Source organism: Paenibacillus barcinonensis, assembly GCF_003217495.1.
GTDB lineage: Bacteria > Bacillota > Bacilli > Paenibacillales > Paenibacillaceae > Paenibacillus > Paenibacillus barcinonensis.
Map to the genome: position 1 here is coordinate 102,861 of NZ_QJSW01000009.1, position 15,430 is coordinate 118,290.

The 15,430-nt window shown below is 49.2% G+C and carries 15 protein-coding genes; 10 read left to right on the forward strand and 5 right to left on the reverse strand.

The window, feature by feature from the left end:
• Positions 1-176: 176 nt before the first annotated feature.
• The 3 genes from DFQ00_RS15505 (at position 177) to DFQ00_RS15515 (ending at position 2,719) form a co-directional block, all read left to right on the forward strand.
• A complete protein-coding gene (locus DFQ00_RS15505) occupies positions 177-1,136 on the forward strand; it encodes a metallophosphoesterase (protein ID WP_110897391.1) in 960 nt (319 codons plus the stop codon).
• Positions 1,137-1,203: 67 nt separating this feature from the next.
• Positions 1,204-1,935: a metallophosphoesterase family protein gene (locus DFQ00_RS15510; RefSeq protein ID WP_110897392.1), complete on the forward strand. Its 732-nt coding sequence runs from the start codon at positions 1,204-1,206 to the stop codon at positions 1,933-1,935.
• Between the two features lie 139 nt (positions 1,936-2,074).
• Entirely contained in the window at positions 2,075-2,719 is a 645-nt protein-coding gene (locus DFQ00_RS15515) for a GNAT family N-acetyltransferase (protein WP_110897393.1), read from the forward strand.
• Positions 2,720-2,974: 255 nt separating this feature from the next.
• Here DFQ00_RS15515 and DFQ00_RS15520 read toward each other — a convergent pair whose 3' ends face one another.
• Both DFQ00_RS15520 and DFQ00_RS15525 read right to left on the reverse strand, forming a co-directional pair.
• The gene (locus DFQ00_RS15520; RefSeq protein ID WP_110897394.1) at positions 2,975-3,784 is read right to left on the reverse strand and encodes a histidinol-phosphatase; all 810 of its coding nucleotides are present in this window, start codon (positions 3,782-3,784) and stop codon (positions 2,975-2,977) included.
• Positions 3,785-3,817: 33 nt separating this feature from the next.
• Positions 3,818-4,720, reverse strand: coding sequence for a LysR family transcriptional regulator (locus tag DFQ00_RS15525; RefSeq protein ID WP_110897395.1), 903 nt, complete (start codon positions 4,718-4,720; stop codon positions 3,818-3,820).
• A gap of 438 nt (positions 4,721-5,158) precedes the next feature.
• Between DFQ00_RS15525 and DFQ00_RS15530 the strand changes: the two genes are divergently transcribed.
• From DFQ00_RS15530 to DFQ00_RS15550, 5 genes are all read left to right on the forward strand, one after another.
• Positions 5,159-5,617: a chemotaxis protein CheX gene (locus tag DFQ00_RS15530; protein WP_110897396.1), complete on the forward strand. Its 459-nt coding sequence runs from the start codon at positions 5,159-5,161 to the stop codon at positions 5,615-5,617.
• Between the two features lie 55 nt (positions 5,618-5,672).
• Positions 5,673-6,446, forward strand: coding sequence for an SDR family NAD(P)-dependent oxidoreductase (locus DFQ00_RS15535; protein ID WP_110897397.1), 774 nt, complete (start codon positions 5,673-5,675; stop codon positions 6,444-6,446).
• A 363-nt stretch (positions 6,447-6,809) separates the two neighbouring features.
• Positions 6,810-8,189 carry a DEAD/DEAH box helicase gene (locus DFQ00_RS15540; protein ID WP_110897398.1) on the forward strand — a complete coding sequence of 460 codons (1,380 nt, stop codon included), beginning with the start codon at positions 6,810-6,812 and terminating at the stop codon, positions 8,187-8,189.
• Positions 8,190-8,214: 25 nt separating this feature from the next.
• Complete coding sequence (locus DFQ00_RS15545) at positions 8,215-8,967, forward strand: ABC transporter ATP-binding protein (protein WP_110897399.1); 753 nt, start codon at positions 8,215-8,217, stop codon at positions 8,965-8,967.
• Between the two features lies 1 nt (position 8,968).
• Complete coding sequence (locus DFQ00_RS15550) at positions 8,969-10,186, forward strand: ABC transporter permease (protein ID WP_110897400.1); 1,218 nt, start codon at positions 8,969-8,971, stop codon at positions 10,184-10,186.
• A 162-nt stretch (positions 10,187-10,348) separates the two neighbouring features.
• Here DFQ00_RS15550 and DFQ00_RS29540 read toward each other — a convergent pair whose 3' ends face one another.
• From DFQ00_RS29540 to DFQ00_RS15560, 3 genes are all read right to left on the reverse strand, one after another.
• A complete protein-coding gene (locus DFQ00_RS29540) occupies positions 10,349-10,474 on the reverse strand; it encodes a YjcZ family sporulation protein (protein ID WP_208643788.1) in 126 nt (41 codons plus the stop codon).
• Positions 10,475-10,769: 295 nt separating this feature from the next.
• The gene (locus tag DFQ00_RS15555; protein WP_110897401.1) at positions 10,770-12,068 is read right to left on the reverse strand and encodes an aminotransferase class I/II-fold pyridoxal phosphate-dependent enzyme; all 1,299 of its coding nucleotides are present in this window, start codon (positions 12,066-12,068) and stop codon (positions 10,770-10,772) included.
• Between the two features lie 167 nt (positions 12,069-12,235).
• Positions 12,236-12,853 (reverse strand): pyridoxamine 5'-phosphate oxidase family protein, encoded by a 618-nt coding sequence (locus DFQ00_RS15560; RefSeq protein ID WP_110897402.1) that lies wholly within the window; start codon positions 12,851-12,853, stop codon positions 12,236-12,238.
• Positions 12,854-13,034: 181 nt separating this feature from the next.
• Between DFQ00_RS15560 and pdxR the strand changes: the two genes are divergently transcribed.
• Positions 13,035-14,492 carry a MocR-like pyridoxine biosynthesis transcription factor PdxR gene (pdxR, locus tag DFQ00_RS15570; protein WP_110897404.1) on the forward strand — a complete coding sequence of 486 codons (1,458 nt, stop codon included), beginning with the start codon at positions 13,035-13,037 and terminating at the stop codon, positions 14,490-14,492.
• Between the two features lie 60 nt (positions 14,493-14,552).
• Positions 14,553-15,338 carry a helix-turn-helix domain-containing protein gene (locus DFQ00_RS15575; protein ID WP_110897405.1) on the forward strand — a complete coding sequence of 262 codons (786 nt, stop codon included), beginning with the start codon at positions 14,553-14,555 and terminating at the stop codon, positions 15,336-15,338.
• Positions 15,339-15,430: the final 92 nt, after the last annotated feature.

The following is a 15,430-nucleotide window of genomic DNA, read 5'->3' on the forward strand; positions in this document are numbered from 1 at the left end:
CAGCGTCCAGCTTTGTTACTTCAGAAGTCGTGATCCCGCGCAGCAATTGCCGGCATTACGGCTTCTTTTGTGATCCGCCGAAGGAACCGGGTGTTTCGTGCAGAATATGGTATACTACAGGGATGGATATGGGCCGATAACGGTCCTGAAGTAACCCGATTCGAGGAGGGGAAGAGATGGGACAGACACCGCGTTCACACAGCAACAGCTCGCCGTCCCAGCATTCGAGCAGACCAGACAGTTCGAAGGAACCTCTTTTTCCTGGAGAAGAAAAGGATCATGATCCTTCTCGTCGAAGTTTTCAACTGCGGAAAATGATTATGACCCTGGGAGCAAGTGTGCTGACACTAGGATACGCACTATGGGAGCCACGGCGTTTGCAGATTAGCGATATTCATCTCCAGCTTCCGTCGTTCCCGGCATCATTTAACGGATTGCGCATCGTTCATTTCAGTGATGCACATCTGGGTTTCCACACCGGGGTGAAGGAATTGAGTAGACTGGCGGTGCGAATAAAGGAGCAGCAGCCTGATCTCATCTGTTTCACAGGAGATATGGTGGAGAGGCAGGCAGCGCCGATGCGCGAATGTGTACCCGTTCTGGCCTCCATGACAGCAAAGTACGGAAAGTTTGCGGTTTTGGGTAATCATGATTATCGGGGGCGGCAGCAGCAGGAAGTAAAAAATATGTTTCGGCAAGCAGGCTTCACGCTGCTGTGCAATCAGCATGTTGTTATTGAAAAAGACGGAGATCAGCTTGCAGTTACAGGTCTTGATGATGCATTAACTGGCAGACCTGATCCGGAAAAAGCAGTTGCAGGACTGGGACAGCATGTCTGGAAAATGCTGCTTATGCATGAACCGGATTATGCCGATTATGCAGCTCCATATGGCTTCGGATTGCAGCTTTCAGGTCATAGTCACGGTGGTCAGGTTCGTTTTCCCTGGATTGGTGCGATGACGACTCCACGAGGCTCACGCAAATATATCCAGGGGTTATACTACACCCCCCGATATCACATGCCGGTGTATGTAAATCGTGGATTTGGCATGACACAGCTACCTATTCGTTTTCTGTGCCGACCTGAGTTGACGGTGCTTCACCTGCAATCGGATCATGAAAGCAATCATTCTTAGGAAGAATGCAAAGATATGAGAAAGAATTGGAATATATAGCGATATGACATGAATGGAGGGGAATGTGATGGAGCGAATTGCAATTGTATCCGACATTCATGGCAACATGACTGCCTGGGAGGCTGTATGGAAAGATATACAGCAGCGCGGCATAGAGAGAACGTTCTGTCTTGGTGACCTTGTAGGTAAGGGCCCGCAGCCAGCAGAAGCCGTGGATCAGATCAGAGCGGTATGTGAAGTGGTCGTTCGTGGCAACTGGGATGAGCTTGTTGCTGTGAATCAGGAGGTGCTCGACTTTACGTGGCAGTCTGAACGGCTGGGTGCAGATCGAGTGGCTTATTTGGCGAGTCTTCCCTTTAGCTATGAATTGAAGCTAAGTGGGCGTAATATAAGGCTGGTGCACGCTTCACCACAAAGTGTATATCATCGCGTTCAGCCTTGGGATGAGATGAGCAAGAGACTTGCGATGTTTGAGCCCCCAGCTGACGAGACAGGCTCAGGAATGGCGGATGTGGTTGGTTACGGCGATGTGCACAATGCCTTTTTGCAGTATTTGGATGGAAGAATGCTTTTTAATACAGGAAGCGTTGGCAACCCGCTGGATGTTCCACAAGCCTCGTACTGCATCCTTGAAGGAGAAGAGGGCGGAGACAAGCAGAAGCCATTTAACCTGCAGTTTGTTCGGGTGCCGTATGACATCGAACAGGAAGTGCGGATTGCACAGCAGCATCAAGTTCCGGCAATGGATGCTTACATTCGTGAATTGCGTTCAGGCATTTACCGTGGATTGCAGGAGTAATGGTACATTGCAGTATGGTCTTCATGATAAAGATGACGTACTATAGTGAATGAATCAGATTGGTGGTAGGATGCCGGATCATCATCAGAGCATGCTTGTCTTACCGGACTAAAACCCGTTAGGCAAAGGAGAGAGTGCCATGCTTACCCGAAATATGTTGATTCAAGGCTTGCCTGTCTTAGATACAGAACGCCTTGTTCTGCGCTCATTACGTCAAAGTGATTACAATATCTTATCCGAGCTTTTGTCCGACCCGCAAGTGATACGATACGTGAACCGGGGCAGCCAGTCCCCCCCAGTCCGTGCGAGAAAATTGCTGAACCAGATTCGAAGCAGCAGTGCCAAGCTGGATTCCCTGCATTACGGGATCTGCCGCAAAGGCAGCGAGCAGGTTATTGGTATTGTGTCCTTCCAGCACTGGAATGATCAAAAAGGCACAGCCCAGATTGGATACATCCTCAACAAATTATACTGGGGCAAAGGCTTGGCAACAGAAGCGGTGCATCGCTTGTTAACATTCGGATTTGACGAACTCCACCTGTGGAGGATTGAAGCACGCTGCTATGAGGCAAACCGATCCTCAGAAAGGGTGCTGCTTAAAATGGGCATGCTCTATGAGCGCAGTCTTCCAGCCTTCGGGCTGAATGAAGAGGACGACGGAATTGGTGAAGGCCCCATCTCCATGGACGTCAAGGTGTACGGAATGTGCCGTGCACAGTTTCAATCGGCTATAGACACGAAACCTTCACATTCGGCAGCATGGGACAACCCTGAAATATCATAGAGTATAACAGGAAACAAGGGCTGGAACGAACTTCAATCATTTGTTACACAATTGAAATATAGCTGCAATTGAACTCTAACAGACAGAGGGTAAACTGATCTCATGACCCCCTTTTTGATAATAGATAATGCTGTTGGGACCCGCGATGAGCGGGTTCATTTTTTTTGTACAGTAAAGTTTCATGAGTCCAGCAGCATATGATAATGAAATAAAAAGACCCTCACGTGAGGGTCTTTTTATTTCGACAGCTATGATTTACAGGGGAACCATCTGCATTTGCTTCTGCTTAAAATAAACCCATTCGGTGAAACCAATTTCCTTCAAACGTGTACGCACCTGCTCAAGCTCATCGGCTACCCTTCCAGGGATATGTGCATCCGAACCGAAGGTGACGTTTACCCCGTAATGCCGGGCACGTTCCAGAATGGCATCGGACGGGTACCAGCCGCCGCTGAGCTTGGTTTTGCCCGAGGTGTTGATTTCAATCGCAACGTTGGCCTCGGCAATCACCTGAAGCGTTGCATCAATAGCATCGTCTGCCACAATCTCGGAGAATGGGGGATAGTTACCTTTCATCGCATCAATATGTCCAAGAATCTGGAAGATGCCGCTGCGGGCCGACTGTGCGATTAACTTGTAATATGCTTCCTTCACTTCGATTTTGCGAGCAGTGGATAATCCGTTCCAGCGTGTCTTGTTGAAAATACTGATATCCTCGGTGTGATGAACCGACCCGATAATATAGTCAAACGGATATTGTCCCAGCGTCGAACGATATAATTCGGCATGGACTGGGAAATAATCAGATTCTATGCCCAGCAGGACGTCGATTTTCCCGGCATATTCTTCTTTAAGCGAGAGCACTTCAGCAACATAATGCTGTAATTCAGATTTACCCATTGCAATTCGAGGGTGCGCCTGCTCCAGCTCACTGCCAAAGTAAGGGGTATGATCAGAAATTCCGATGGCCTGAAGTCCCGCCTCAATGCCTGCTTCAATGTAATCTCTGATGTTGCCATCTGCATGACCACAGCGGAAATGGTGCGTATGAAGATCAAATTTCATATGGAATCCCTGCCCTTTCTTTTTTGTCTGTTTTTATTCCGAGCTGATGAATTGAGTTTCCGGCATGCCCTTGAGGTCACTCAGAAATTGATGCATCGCCGAGTTGAGATACCGACTGGATTTGTAGATGACGCCTACAGGATGACTGACCTCCAGTTCACTTAAAGGAATCATTCGCAGTGTCCCCTGCCGCAGCTCATGTGCTACGGATTGTTTGGAGATGATGGCAGCCCCGAGATCAATCTCAACCATACGTTTTACTTCCTCGCTGCTGGACAGCTCCATCACAACGTTCGGCTCGATATTGTATTTCTTGAAAACAGCTTCTGTAAACCGGCGACCTACCGTATCGGGCGACAGGAGAATCAGAGGTGTGCTTCGCAGCACGTCCACGGCTGCATGTTTTTTCTTCGCGAGTGGATGAGCAGGAGAGACGACCAGCTCAAACGTATCATAGTACAGCACAGAGGTACTGAGGTTCGGATTACGTTCGGTCAGGTATCCAATCCCGATGTCCACCAGACCGTTCTCGACCTGTGTATAGATCTGTGAAGAGGGCAAGGATTGAATGCTGGTTTTGATGAGCGGAAATTGATCCTGAAAGTAGGATAACACCCTTGGCAAAATCTGAATGGCAATGGACGTTGTTGTGCCGAGCACAATACGTCCTTGTGGTGTTTCATCAAGATCGGACAGCTTCTGTTTTAACTCGTCCACAATATCAAGCATCCGTTCTGCATGCTCCAGAAAAACCTGTCCGCGATCCGTCAGCGTTACGGGCTGGTTCCGATCAACAAGCACGGTGTTGAATTCGTCCTCAAGGCTTTTGATCTGGGCTGATACAGCCGGCTGGGTCAGGTTAAGGAGTTCACCCGCTTTGCGGAAACTCATCGTTTTGGAAATGGTGATCAGCGTTTCCAGTTGGCTGATGTTCATATACGGCCTCCTTGCAGCTAAATGTCTCTGTATGTCATGTGTCGTGCTGTAAAAGTCCGTGACGGGTACAGTTTCTTATATTAAATTATAGGGGATTACGGGCATCAGAGCAATGAAGGGGAAGGGGGATATTGAAACTAGTTCAACAGACTTGCAAACATAAGAAAAGCTTTTATTTTAAATTTTACATAAATCTGAAATCGGTATAAAAGTCCTACAAGCCTTTAGTAGCTTGAATGTAATGAAATAATTTTCCAAAGAAATGAAATAAGGACAAAAACAGCTATAAACATTTGCTATTCGAATGACGATAAATTATAGTGCACCTGATTTGCTGAATTCTTAATGAATTCTCGTACATGATAAAGTATAATAAATTTAATCAATATGGGACTTTTGGTGTGTGACCAATAACCCAGTGTGAGGAGGACATAGAAAGTGAAAGCGGAAGTGATAAATCCATTCCTGGAATCGGCACGTAACGTATTTGAACAGCTCATCCAGGTTTCGCCTTCCACCGGGAATCTTGGCGTGAAGAATGTAGAGTACATTGCTGACCATGTCTGGATTGTAATTGGAATGACGGGGCAGCTGAGCGGAAATATTGTTTTTGGTATACAGGAAACGGTTGCTTTGAAAATTGTTTCGGCCATGATGGGTGGTTTTGTGATCACCGAGATGGATGATATGAGTAAAAGTGCAATCTCCGAGCTGGGGAATATGATCAGTGGCAATGCCAGCACAATTCTGTCCAACCAGGGCGTCGTTGTGGATATTACACCGCCTCAAGTGATGCAATCGGAGCATTTAACGGCATTTAGTGCAACGAAAGCGCTAAGTATTCCTCTGCTGATGGATGGTATTGGCGAGATGGATATTCAGGTGATGATCTCGTAAAATAGAAGCACAGCCTTCATGAGGCGAATGTGTTCATTACGGGAGGACATCAACCATGTTGAAAGATCAGGTTGTTTTTATTACAGGCGCATCGAGCGGAATCGGTGCACTTTGCGCACAAATGCTGATCGAGGAAGGAGCCATCCCGATTCTGGCTGCCCGCTCAAGGGACAAGCTGGAACAGATTGGTGCTTCACTGCAGGGACGGCATGAATTGCTCACGCTGGACGTTACGGACAGTGAGCAGGTTCAGACGGCTGTGGATGCGATGTTACATAAATACGGAAGAATTGATATTCTGCTGAATAACGCCGGTTATGGGAAATTTGCCGCTATGACGGACATGTCTGTACAGGAATTTGACGAGATGATGGACGTGAATTATATGGGGATAGTGCGGTGTACCAAAGCGGTGCTTCCACATATGCTGGAACGGGGCAAAGGACAGATTGTGAATGTTGCTTCAATGGCTGGCAAGATTGGGACGGCCAAATCGGCTTCTTATACAGCTACAAAGCATGCGGTGCTTGGATTTAGCAACGCGTTGCGTCAGGAGCTGCGCAAGACGGGGATTACGGTCACAACGATTAATCCAGGTCCGATTGATACACCATTTTTCGATCGCGCAGATCCTTCGGGACATTATGTGAACAATGTGCGCTGGCTGATGCTGACACCACAGAGTGTAGCAGGCCATATGATTCGGGCAATGAAGAAACGCAAGGAAGAAGTTAATTTGCCGCGGCTGGCATCCGTTGGCATATGGCTATATCAGTTATTCCCGCGGCTTGCCGATCGACTGTCACACGGTGTGATGAATCAGAAGTAGAATGTAACAAGCAAGCACCATATATCGGATGAAGAAGGGCTCCGCCGAGGGGCTTTTCTTTTTTTTTCGCAGATTTGCACGTTTTCAGAATAAGATTTGGTACACAGGCTTTTTTCGCATATAATGAAAGATAATGTGATGACAGGTTTTTGTTTTATGCGTACGAGCAGGTATTATAGGTGAAATGATATATTTACACGATAGCGAAGAGAGCAGAAAGAAGCTGAAGCAGCGGTGCGGTCGCCTGACAGCTTTCTAAAGAAAGCTACATCGGAAGCTTGTTCTGCAATCGGAGTGTCTGGTGTAACAGAAATAGCACAGCCTATAAATCATCAAAACGAATAAATTTAAAGGATGGAATACATGACGAATCAAACTTTTGCATCAATAGGCGTAGCACAAGATTTGGAGGCGCTGCTGGCTCAGCATGGCATTAACGAGCCATCCCCGGTACAGGCGCAGACGATTCCGGTCGTTTTGGAAGGTCGGGATGTTGTATCCAAATCGCAGACGGGAACTGGTAAAACGCTGGCCTATTTGCTACCACTGCTGCAATCTATCAAGACTGACATCAAAGGCACGCAGAAACTGATTATAGCTCCGACGCAAGAGCTGGCCATGCAAATTGTGCGTGAGGCACAGCGTTATGGGGCGGAGCGTGGCATTGGTGTTCAAGGTCTGATTGGTGGTGCAGCTGTGAAACGTCAGATCGAGAAGCTGCGTGAGCATCCAGAGCTCGTTGTGGGTACGCCAGGACGGTTGAAGGAACTGATTACACTCAAAAAGCTGAAAATGCACAACGTATCCACCATTGTGATCGACGAAGCGGATCAGGTATTTCAGCTTGGTGGCGTAAGTGATGTGGAATTTGTGCTGAAAAGTGCTTTGCGTGACCGTCAGTTGATTTTCCTCTCGGCAACAATTGATGAGCATACGGCTGCGCTGGCGAAGCGCGAGATGAAAGAGCCCGTGCATATCGGCATTGAACCGGATCGTGCAACAGCAGCAGGACTTGAGCATTTCTACTTCGTGGAAGAGGAACGCAACAAGATTGATCTGCTGCGCCGTCTGGTGAGACAATATAACCCGGATCGGGCCATTGTATTTGTCAATGCAACCGAGGACATTGGTGAAGTTGAAGCAAAAATGAATCATCTGGGGCTGTCCGCAGCTGCGCTTTACGGAGATGCGGACAAGGTGACTCGTACCAACGTACTGGCAGCGTTTCGCAATGGTAAAATTCAATTGCTGATTGCCTCCGAGGTAGCAGCAAGAGGTCTGGATATTGAAGGCTTACCGATGGTTATTAACTATGATCCGGCCTTTGACTCCGAGCACTACGTTCACCGTGCAGGCCGGACAGGCCGCATGGGGCGTTCAGGTATCGTGCTCTCTATTGTAGATGAGACACAGATCTTCATTATGCGCAAATTCGCTCGGGAACTTGGCATTGAGCTGCAGGAGCGTGTTCTGTTTGGCGGCAAAGTGTTGGAAGCTGATCCAAGGCCGGATACTCGTCCGGAAGGGCATTCCTTCTCTCGTAAACCGGGGCAGTCCCGTGACCGCAAACCAGGTCAGGGCAGCCGGAAGCCGGGCGCGAAAGCGACCATCTCAAATTCAGGTCAGCGTCCTGCAAGCGGCAAAAATGCAAGCAACGGCGGTCGTACAGAGCGCGACCAGGATCGCAAAAGCAAGGGTGCACCCAAGTGGAGTAAAGACAGAGCGCCGCGCTCTGAGGAATAATCGGATGAAAGGGGTGCAGGGATAGATGGAGAACGTTCAATCGCCTGTGCTGCAAATCAGTGGGCTTAGTGGTGGGTACAGTGCCAAAAGGCCCGTGCTGCACGGCATTAACCTGGAAGTGGGACGCGGAGAAATGGTCGGGCTGATCGGATTAAACGGTGCTGGCAAGAGTACAACGATGAAGCATATTCTCGGCCTGATGACTCCGCAACAGGGAGAAGTTCGAGTGATGGGCAAAAAGCGGGAAGAGGATGCACAGATCTATCAGTCCGCGATGGCATTTGTGCCGGAATCCCCCGAATTATATGACGAGATGACCGTTATGGAGCATCTGGAGTTTACAGCGCGAGCTTACAATGTGTCGGAGGCAGATTTCAAGCAGCGGACAGAGAAGCTGCTGAATCTGTTTCGCATGAATGAAAAGAGCACAAGTCTGTCAACACATCTGTCCAAAGGCATGCGGCAAAAGGTCATGATCATGTGTGCGTTTGTGGCCGGGCCCCCACTCTACATTATTGATGAACCTTTTCTGGGGCTTGATCCGCTGGGTATCCGTTCCCTGCTGGATTTCATGCTGGAGATGAAAGCAGCGGGAGCTTCCATTCTGCTGAGCTCCCATATTTTGTCCACCATCGAAAACTATTGTGACCGCTTTGTTGTACTGCATCGCGGACATGTTATTGCACAAGGAACACTGAGTGAGCTGCGTGCCAAGTTCGGGGAGTCGGATACACCGCTGGAGCACATGTTCTACTCCCTCGTGCAAGGCAGGGACTAACATGGATCTCAAGCTGTTATGGAAACAACGTCGGACAGGTTTCTGGAATGGAATTCTGCCTTATCTCGGTTATGTGATCCAGAGCGGTGTAGCGATGGTCTTTTTGTTTCTGGTCATTGCATTCTCGGCGTGGTATACCTCGTTTGTGCAGAACATCCCCACGGGATTTCCGATACGCTGGATCGCTTTATTGCTGCTGGCGCCGCTTGTACTGCTCAGCAGTTACCGTACATATCTGCTTCCGGCAGATATTGTCTTCCTGCGGCCGCAGGAGTACCGGATGCAGGAGTATTTGAAGAACAGCTTTGTTCGGGGCGTTATATATAAGATGCTGGGGCTGCTGCTCGTATTTCTGACCTTATGGCCGCTTTATGTAAGGGCAGATGCAGATGCCAAGCCGCTGGGCTGGTCGATTCTGTTTCTTGTGTTATGGAAGGTGCTGTCCAGCTATGGAGCTTGGCAAGAGCTGAGGATGGTTCAGGCGGGAGCGGCCAGAGCATACCGGCTGCTTCGCTGGGCGCTGGCGATTCTGGCTGTGGCAGCCTGGCTGTGGCAGTCGCCGTCTCGTAGTCTCTGGTTCTTGTTACTGCTTGCTGCTGTCTATATCGTTGCGCTGCTCGTGCCTGTGAAGCATCGTGTCGCATGGGAGCGACTGATTCAGGTGGAGCAGACGCAGGCGGGCAGGGTAATGCGCACATTAGGCTGGTTTGTGGATGTGCCTTCGTCTGGACAGAAGGTAAGCTCTCGTCGCTGGCTGAGCAAATGGGGGAACAATCTTCCATGGAATGCCGGGCAAGCTTATCGGTACCTCATGACCAAAACGTTCATTCGAACCGAAGTATTTACGATTGTGCTGCGCCTGCTCCTGCTTGGCATGCTGCTGTCCTGGTGGACAGCAGGCAGTTACTTTGGAGCCTGCGTGTATCTGTTCTTCCTGTTGCTTGCAGGGATTCAGCTCGGGGTGCTACGTCGCAGCCACAGCGAATCCTTCTGGATTATGATTTACCCGATCTCGGGAGAGAGTCGCCGCTCGCAGGTGCTTGGTTTTATTTTTCAACTCCATGCGCTTGCCGCAGTGCTGATGTGGCTACCGATGCTCGCAGCTGGAAGTCAAGGGCTTACGATAACAGGCGTTGCCCTTGTGCTCGGTGTACTTGTCATTGTGCTCATGCGCCGATCACAAGGCAGTAAATGGCTCAAGGAGGAAGAGGACGAATAGCACTCATTTGATCCTGTGCCCTATATCTGAATGGGCTCTGCTCTGCTGCAGTCCGCACGTTATAGTATCGTGAGAAAAAGGTATTCCAGGCTGTATCCTGGAATACCTTTTTTGTGCGTGCTGCATAGTCACGATGTCAGGTGTGCAGGAAGTGAGGTCTGACTAGCAGAGGAAGGATTTTGTGATGATGACAAGCAAGATGAACAGTACAAGAATAGCACCTGTGTTTGTGAAGCCTCCAACGCCGCAGTATCCGTATCCGCCTCTTGTATCTTCCACTTGGGACATGGGTCATACCCCTTTCGAGTGATGTTTTTTTGGCACGCCCTTGCGTACACCGTATACTATGTGTCATGGAGTTAGGCTGATTGGGCCTTTGCCCGTTCGTCTACGTTTTGGGCATCTGTCCCGCAGGCAGGACAGATGCTCCAGTAGAACAAGGAGCGGGTTGAGGACCAGCCTTGGTTCTGGACATGCAATTAGAAAGAACCCTTGGCATCAAAAGCTTTCGCTTCGTTATCCAAAGGGTTCTGTTGTTAAAGCACATTATATTTTTGAATGGTTGTATTACATATCGTTTGGTTTAGAGCTTTTGCAGATCCTGAACACCGCGATATACCGTATCGAACAGTTCTTCCAGACTGTTTTCTTCGATGCAGGAGAAGGCAATTCGCAGGTCGGCTTCACCCAGCGCAATCGTACCTACGCCATATTGATGCAGTAAATGACTACGCAGCTCCTCAGCGCCAACATGCTTCAGCTTCAGGCACATGAAGTAACCCGAGTTGAATGGATAATAATCCCATACGTCTCCATACTTGCCGCTGTCGAGAATCGTTTTGACTCTGTTAGCGCGGCCTTTCATTATCTCGAACTTCTCCAGCTTCTGAGCTTCAAACTCAGGTGCTTTCAATGCATCCAGAACAAATGTCTGTGACGGGTGCGGGCCACTGGAGATGGTTGCACGAATGATCCCTAGCGTCTTTTGCTCCAATGCATGCAGCACAGCAGCATCCTCATGAGCAAACGTAATGAATCCTACACGGAAGCCCCATACGAACTCTTCTTTCGTTGCGCCGTCAATCTTCACCGTTAATACACGTGGATGAATATTGGCCAGTTTACCAAAAAGAGACTCATGAATGGAATCCTCGAAGAACAAACCAAAGTAAGCATCGTCAGTCACAGCGACTACATTTACTCCAGCTTCAGCAGCTTGACGAATAGCATCCACAATAGCATCTGCTTCAGCAGCACCCGGTGTATAACCTGTCGGGTTATTCGGGAAGTTAAGCAGCACAATCGCTTTGCCTTTATCCTTCTGTGCAAGCAGCGCCTGAAGCAGTCCGTTGCTGTTAAAGTTCATCTGATCATCAAACAATGGATAATGAATCAACTGGCCGTGACGACGAATGCCAAAAGTCAGCTCGTAATTCTCCCAGTTTTTATCCGGATATATAACAGCGTCCCCTTCTTCTGTGAACAGGTCGGCCACAATACTGAGTCCATGGGTCAGTGCATTGGTTACAATCGGATTACCGAACGATTTTCCTTCCAGGGAAGGGGTTTCCTTCAGCATCTTGTCTCTCCATACGGTCCGCAGTTCAGGCTTTCCTGCCGGCGGCGCGTAAGGGTACAGATCCTTAGGCTGGAATGCAGAAAGCTTCTCTTGAATCACCTGAAGATGCATCGGCACACCACCCTCCAGGGCGATACCAATCGTTGCATTGTAGGTCTTGGCCAGACTTGCTGCTTCAGCAGATTGACTCAAGATACCTTCTTTTGGAAAATAAATTTCTTTGCCGAGCTGTGACAGCATGGAGTAGACGTGACTGCTGCCGGCCTGAATACTTTCGTTCAACTGTTCAGCCAGTGGATTCATTCTTTTCATCCTTCCAAGTCTTTGTGATTCAACTGCCTAACATTATATCACCTTGACATTCCCCCGTCACGGAAATTACGCAATATGACAGTTATATCACTTCACCGCGTTGTTGCGGATGGAGAGAACACAGCATTTCAGCAGTGATAAGCCGGACTCAGACGAGTTTACATCTGGTGAAAAGGACAATATTTTTGCATCATCTCAGCCGTTTCCTGATCGCGGCCTTCATTTCGTTTGTTCAGCTCTCCGCTGATGTGCTCGAATCGTTCGGGAGTCAGATTTTGTCCAAATTTAAACTTGGCATGCATTCGATCCGGCACGATCCGAACGACAGCAACGGCTTTCAGGCTCCCTTTATAACGTGGGTCCTCTGCATCAATCGGCACGTAACCGCCTTGTGGCTGGAGCTTTTCCATAAAGCGCTGCAGCACCTTGCCTTTTATATCAAGCTCTTGCACCAGTTCTGCGTGACCTGCAGCCATCACACTTTTGAAAAAGGAGGTTGCGGGACAAGCCAGCTCGGGATCACTGAAGAAGGACGGAATTAGCGAAAATTCCTCAGCCACAGTAAAGCTGACCGTTGAATGCTGCCTGATTTGCTTCATCTTTTCCCCGGCCAGGCTGCCATGAAAATAAAAACACCCATCCATATATACAAAATTCAGCGGTGTCACTCTTGGTTCTCCCTCCGGGCTGACGGTGCCGAGAAATCCGAAGGAGCACTGGTCCAGAAAGGTGATCATTTCCTGTTCTTGTTCTATAGAGAACTCTTTGCGTCTCATGTGTTTTCCCCCATTATGCAGATCATATACAAAAAAGAATTGAGCATGACGTTCCTTGAAGACAACGATAAAACAAATATTGACAGTAAAATAGATCCAATTTACATTCAGTTTTATAGTCCACTTTGGATGAAGGGTTGCCAGAAGGACAATCGACGGATGAAGGGAAGGGGAGGAGCACATGGAATTGTGGCTACCGCTTGACTCATATGAGCTCCAGCATCGTTACAAATATCAGGCGTTATATTACGCACTGCGGGACGCGATTCATTCGGGTACACTGGAGGCAGGAGCGCGGCTTCCCTCTACACGTGTAATGGCAAAGCAGTACAAAATGTCACGCGGCTCTGTAGCCCAGGTGTATGATATGTTGCTTGCGGATGGGTATGTCCATGCCTATCGGGGAAAAGGAACCTATGTGACGGAATCTTTATCCACGCATACCGATCATCAACAAGAAGCTGTGCTGCCCCTCTCTCCATGGGCTGAACGATTGCTTGCATCGGCGGCAAGCGATAAGAGCCCGCGTGAAGAGATGCAGTCGGAGCATGAAGCTGTCATTAACTTTCGGATGCAGCGTCTGCAGCCGGAGCATTTTCCTGCAGCGGAGTGGAAAAGTGCGCTTGCGGCAGTTCATCGCAGCGACTGGAGGCAGCCATGTGGTGCAGCCGGTGATCTGGAGCTGCGGGAAGCGATGGCCTCGCATCTCCGCTGGACACGCGGTATTCAGACGGAGGCATCCCAGATCGTGCTTTTCAGTGGCTCAATACAGGGCATCACGTTGATCTCCCAGCTATTCATTGCCGAAGGAAGCCCGGTCGTGCTGGAAAATCCGAGTTATCCGGGCATCGTACATGCGGTCAGATCTTGTGGGGGGCAGGTCATTCCAGCGGAAGTGGATGAGGGAGGAATTATTCCGAAGCATTGGCAGGCACAGACGCTGTTTGTTACGCCGACAAGACAATTCCCTACAGGAGCGGTACTGGGTCTGGAACGAAGACGAGCGCTGCTGGCTTGGGCATCGAGGCAAAATGCCGTTATTGTTGAGGATGACTATGACAGTGAGTTCCGCTGGGGCGGACGGCCGATCGAACCGCTCAAGGTGCTTGACCGCGAGCAGCGTGTCATCTATGTTGGTTCCTTCTCGCAGACGATGCCAGCTTCGTTCCGCTTAGGTTATGCCGTACTTCCACCCGCTCTTGTGGAGCCTCTTCTGGCCGCTAAAGCTTTGTATGAGCCGGTGTCACCGGCGTTGCTGGAGCAGCGTGCACTAGCCAGGTTTATGACTAGAGGAGGGTACTTGCGTCATCTGCGGAGGTTAACCCGGCTGTACGGAGAGCGGCATGATTTCTTGGTGCAGGAGATCGAGCGGTGTATGCCCAAAGCGTTCACGCTGCTGCCCGGAGATGCCGGGCTTACAATCTATGCGGTCTGGAACGGCGATCAGGCCAGCTACGAACGTTTTACGGAGCATGTTCATAAGCAGGGAGTATTGTTTCGGGATGTGGAGCGATATCGCTTGATGCCGGGGAGTGCAGCGATCTGTTTCGGATTTGCTCATCTGGAAAAAGTGGAGATTCGTGAAGGTGTGCGGCGAATGCAAATCGCATGGGAGAAGTGCACATTTTCGTTTCGTTGAATTCCGCTGTATAATGGGATAAGTGTGTAAAGAGATTAACTTTCAAGGGGGAGTGGCGACATGCTGCAGGCATCGCCGTCATCATTTATTATTTTGCCCGCTGTCGCTAAAATTGTCTGTGAACCGGGCTGGAAATGGCAGAAGCGGGAAAAGCCGATGCAAAATTATGATTTATTTTACGTGTGGAGCGGTGAAGGCACGGTTATTCTGAATGATCAGCCATACGAGGTTGGCAAAGGGAGCTGTTTTCTGTTTCGCCCTGGCGATCATACGAGTGCTACACATAACCGGCAGAAGCCACTTGTGCTGACGTATATTCACTTTGATGTGGACGGGCCTGTGACCGATGTGCCCCAGTCTTATCGCGAAGTGCAGGAGACGGTAGAATTTGAGCATCTGTTAGCACGGTATGTGCGGCTGTTTTTATCAGATGTATATGGACGTGATGAAGAAAACAAGCTGATTCTGAAGCAGCTTATGATTCATTTGCTGCGAGCAGATACAGAAGAGCCGGTAGAGAAAAAGGTAAGCAACCAGCTGTCAGATGTCATCCAGGAGGTTGCCAATTATGTTCGACAGCATCCCGGAATTACACATCGTGTAGAGGATCTGGCCGCACGGGCAGGGCTTTCGCCGCGCTACTTCTCGATCAAGTTCAAGGAACTGGTCGGCTCATCAGTGCAGTCCTATATTATTCGTATGCGTATTGAACGGGCAGAGCATCTGCTGGTGCATACCGGTATGAACGTGACCGAGGTGGCGGATGCACTGGGGTATCGCGATATCTTTTTCTTCAGTCGCCAGTTCAAGCAGTATACAGGTAAAAGTCCGTCCGAAATTCGTTAACGACCTGTCCAGGTCTGGATTCTAATGGCTTCGCCATCGTTTCAATGCTGGATTGCAGGGGTAAGTAACTAGCAATCCAGATGACCTTACAA